5 protein-coding genes and 1 tRNA gene are annotated in these 3527 nt (G+C 69.0%); 4 read left to right on the forward strand and 2 right to left on the reverse strand.

Annotated features, from left to right (window positions below):
* Positions 1-95, forward strand: a 95-nt coding sequence (locus ABTW87_RS30000; RefSeq protein ID WP_350653187.1) for an adenosylhomocysteinase, incomplete at its 5' end; no start/stop codon positions are given.
* 60 nt (positions 96-155) lie between these two features.
* A complete protein-coding gene (locus ABTW87_RS30005) occupies positions 156-1112 on the forward strand; it encodes a carbohydrate kinase family protein (RefSeq protein WP_350654775.1) in 957 nt (318 codons plus the stop codon).
* Between the two features lie 25 nt (positions 1113-1137).
* On the opposite strand, the gene ABTW87_RS30010 is transcribed toward ABTW87_RS30005, so the two are convergent.
* On the reverse strand, positions 1138-1611 hold the full coding sequence (locus tag ABTW87_RS30010) for an SRPBCC family protein (protein ID WP_350654771.1): 474 nt from the start codon (positions 1609-1611) through the stop codon (positions 1138-1140).
* Positions 1612-1692: 81 nt separating this feature from the next.
* Here ABTW87_RS30010 and ABTW87_RS30015 point away from each other — a divergent pair, with 81 nt between their 5' ends.
* Both ABTW87_RS30015 and ABTW87_RS30020 read left to right on the forward strand, forming a co-directional pair.
* Positions 1693-2079 carry a VOC family protein gene (locus ABTW87_RS30015; protein WP_350654772.1) on the forward strand — a complete coding sequence of 129 codons (387 nt, stop codon included), beginning with the start codon at positions 1693-1695 and terminating at the stop codon, positions 2077-2079.
* A gap of 78 nt (positions 2080-2157) precedes the next feature.
* Positions 2158-3021 (forward strand): phosphotransferase enzyme family protein, encoded by an 864-nt coding sequence (locus tag ABTW87_RS30020; RefSeq protein ID WP_350654774.1) that lies wholly within the window; start codon positions 2158-2160, stop codon positions 3019-3021.
* A 171-nt stretch (positions 3022-3192) separates the two neighbouring features.
* On the opposite strand, the gene ABTW87_RS30025 is transcribed toward ABTW87_RS30020, so the two are convergent.
* Positions 3193-3266, reverse strand: a tRNA-Gly gene (locus ABTW87_RS30025).
* Positions 3267-3527: the final 261 nt, after the last annotated feature.

The following is a 3527-nucleotide window of genomic DNA, read 5'->3' on the forward strand; positions in this document are numbered from 1 at the left end:
TGGGCGCGAAACTGTCCACCCTGACCAAGGAACAAGCCGACTACCTCGGCGTGCCCCAGGAAGGCCCGTTCAAGCCCGACCACTACCGCTACTGACCGGGAGGAGCCGCCGTGGGCGCCATCGCGGTCACCGGGTCCATCGCCACCGACCACCTCATGCGGTTCCCCGGGCGCTTCGCCGAGCAACTGCTCGCCGACCAACTGCACCGGGTGTCGCTGTCCTTCCTCGTCGACGACCTGGTTGTCCGTCGCGGCGGGGTCGCGGCGAACATCGCGTACGGTCTCGGGCGGCTCGGCCTGCGGCCGGTGCTGCTCGGCGCCGCCGGCACCGACTTCGCCGACTACCGCTCCTGGCTGGAACGGCACGGGGTCGACTGCGACTCCGTCCACATCAGCGTCGACGCGCACACCGCGCGATTCGTCTGCACCACGGACTCCGACGAGTGCCAGATCGCCTCGTTCTACCCGGGAGCGATGGCCGAAGGGGACCGGGTGGAGATCGGCGCCGCGGCGGACCGGCGCGGCGGGCTCGACCTCGTCCTGGTCGCCGCCGACGACCCGGCCGCGATGCTCCGGCACACCGACCGGTGCCGGGAACTCGGGCTGCCGTTCGCGGCCGATCCGTCACAGCAGCTCGCCCTGCTGTCCGGCGACCAGATCCGGCGGTTCATCGGCGGCGCGGAGTTCCTGCTCACCAACGCGTACGAGAAGGACCTGCTGGAAGCCAAGACCGGTCTGACCGCCGCCGGGGTCGGGCAGCGCGTCCGGGTGCAGGTCACCACGCTGGGCGCCAGCGGGGTACGCATCACCGGCCGTGCCACACCCACCGTCGAGGTGCCCGCCGTCCCGGTGGCGTCGGTGGCCGACCCGACCGGCGGTGGCGATGCCTTCCGGTCCGGCTTCTTCGCCGCCCTGTCCTGGGGCCTCGGGTTGGAACGCGCCGGTCAGGTCGGCAACGCGGTCGCCGCCTTCGCCGTCGAAGCCGTCGGTCCACAGGAGTACCACCTCGACCGCGGCCGCCTCGTCGAGAGGCTGGCCGGGGCGTACGGCGACCGCTGCGCCGAGGAGGTCACCGCCGCCTGGACGGCCCCCGCGGTGGCCGGCGTCCGCTGACCGCCCCGGCTCGACCTGGCATCGCTCACACCGAGGCGGGTGGCGCCGCCGTTTGCTGCCAGTTGCGGAACACGAAGCGGTGCACCGCTTTCAACCCCACCCACAGCGCCGGATACAGCGCGGCGTGCCGCCGTCCGTGGACCCTCACGGTCGTGGTCCGGGTGATCCGCGTGCCGGAGCCCGCGGGGGCCAGTTCGAAGACGTCCCCGAGGTGGTCGACAAAGCGGTGGAAGCAGAGGTCGGTCGACTCCATCTGGAACGACAGCCCGGTCGGCGGCTCCCAGCGGGTGATGCGCTGGCGCACCACGCCCTGCTCGGAGGCGCACTGGCGGCTCGCGCCCACCGCGCCGTCGCCGTCCGGCAGCCGGCAGGCGGTGGGCCGGGGCGCGCCCAGACAGAACACCGGGCAGCGGGGGCGCAACTCCATCCGCGAGTCGCACAGTGCCGGCCACAACACCTCCGGTGGCTGCGGTACCACCCACTGCGTACGCACCTTCATGGGCAGAGTCTACGGACTATTTGAGCGTCCGCTCAAGTCAGACTTTGCACGTCTGGGCCGCAGGCGGTGACGTGGCCCTGCATGGGTGAAAATGACGGCATGCCGAGCCGCCTCGCCGTCATCGCCATCGACGCCGTCCGACCGCGACTGATCGCCGACTTCTGGTGCGCGGTTCTCGGCTGGCAGGCGGTCGACGAGGACGCCGAGGTGATCACCATCGCAGCCGCCGACCGTTCCTGGCCGATGATCGACGTGGTGGCCGTGCCGGAGGGCAAGGTGATCAAAAACCGGTTGCATCTCGACCTGCGCGCCGACGGTGTGTCCACCGCCGAGGAGCTCGACCGGCTGCTCACCCTCGGGGCACGACGCGTCGACGTGGGACAGCCCTCCGACGTGAGCTGGGTCGTGCTCGCCGATCCTGAAGGCAACGAGTTCTGCCTGCTGTCCCGCCCGGTCCAGGACCTGTAGGCGAATCCGCACGGCGGGGTCATCCACAGCACGCGGTCGTGCCCGCCGGTGACCGCTTGACCCCTCGCGTACTGGCCCGTGGATGGCCCGGCCCGGCTCATCTGGTCCGCGGCCTTGGCTCAGGCGCTCGCGGAGGTCGGTCATCAAGGCTTGGCCACTGCGTTCGGTTTGAGTCAGGATCTTGGAGTGAGAACCGATGAAGAGCCGTTGACGGGCAACGTCACGATGGGCGTGGTACGTGTCGGTGACACCGTTCGTCGTCCGGTCGGGCCTTGGACCGAGAGCGTCGATGCTCTTCTTTCGCACCTGCATGCGGTGGGTTTCAACGCGGCCCCTCGACCGTTGGGGCGCGATGAAAAGGGCCGGCAGGTGTTGGAGTACGTGCCCGGTCAGCTTGGTGCGGATTCCGGCACGTACTCCCCACCGGAGCTGTCGTCGATCGGTCGGATGTTGGCGGAACTGCATGAGGCGTTAGCCAGCTTCGCGCCGCCGCCCAGCGCGGTCTGGAACCAGGCCATCCCGCCAGATCGCGAAGAGATCATCTGCCACAACGACGTGGCTCCGTGGAATTTGGTCAAGTCCCCAGTTCGAGGCTGGGTGCTGATCGACTGGGACTTCGCCGCACCAGGCTCCCGGCTGTGGGACATCGCCTATGCCGCCCAGAGCATGGCGGGTCTGCGGGCCGACCGTCCGGTATCCGAGTCCGCAGCACGGCTGCGTGCAATCGTCGACGGGTATGTGCTTGACGAAGTCTCGCGGTCGGCCCTGGCGGTCATGCTGGGCCGTCGCGCCCGAGCCATGTACGACCTACTGCGCGAGGGCCACGAGCAACAGCGCCAGCCATGGGCAAGGATTTGGAACGAAGACGGCCCCTACTGGTTGAGGACCGCGGAGTACCTCGACGCGCACACCTACGTTTGGAACGCCGCGCTGCGGTCTTGATCCAGCCATCGCACCGGGCCATTTGACTGGACGTCTCTGGGCGCATCCTGAGGGCTTGGAACGGATCTCCTCGTCGGGCAGGCTCACGGATGGCCCGCAAGATCGAAGCGGGGGAGCGGCCGACCGGTCCAGGGCCAAGCCATACCGCCTCTGACCTGGGCTGGAGGTCAGTGGAGCGGGCGACGGGAATCGAACCCGCACCGTCAGTTTGGAAGACTGAAGCTCTGCCATTGAGCTACGCCCGCGTACGTCCCGTGACGAGAGACGCGCCGACAGCGTACCTAATCCCTCCGCCGCTCCCGCAAGCGCGCTCGCCGTGCCCTTTGAGCTTCCATGATCCACACAACTTCAGGGTAGTTGTCCCCTTCATGAACGGCCGAGGCGAGTATTTCCCCGAAGTTGTGGCCTCGGCGGTCACGTCCGCGCTGGTGGTGTAGGAGACGGCCATCGCGGGATCCGGTTTGATGTTATGCGGCGATCGGTGCCGGGTCGGTCTGGTCGGTGTC

The organism is Micromonospora sp. NPDC126480 (genome assembly GCF_040302465.1).
Lineage (GTDB): Bacteria > Actinomycetota > Actinomycetes > Mycobacteriales > Micromonosporaceae > Micromonospora.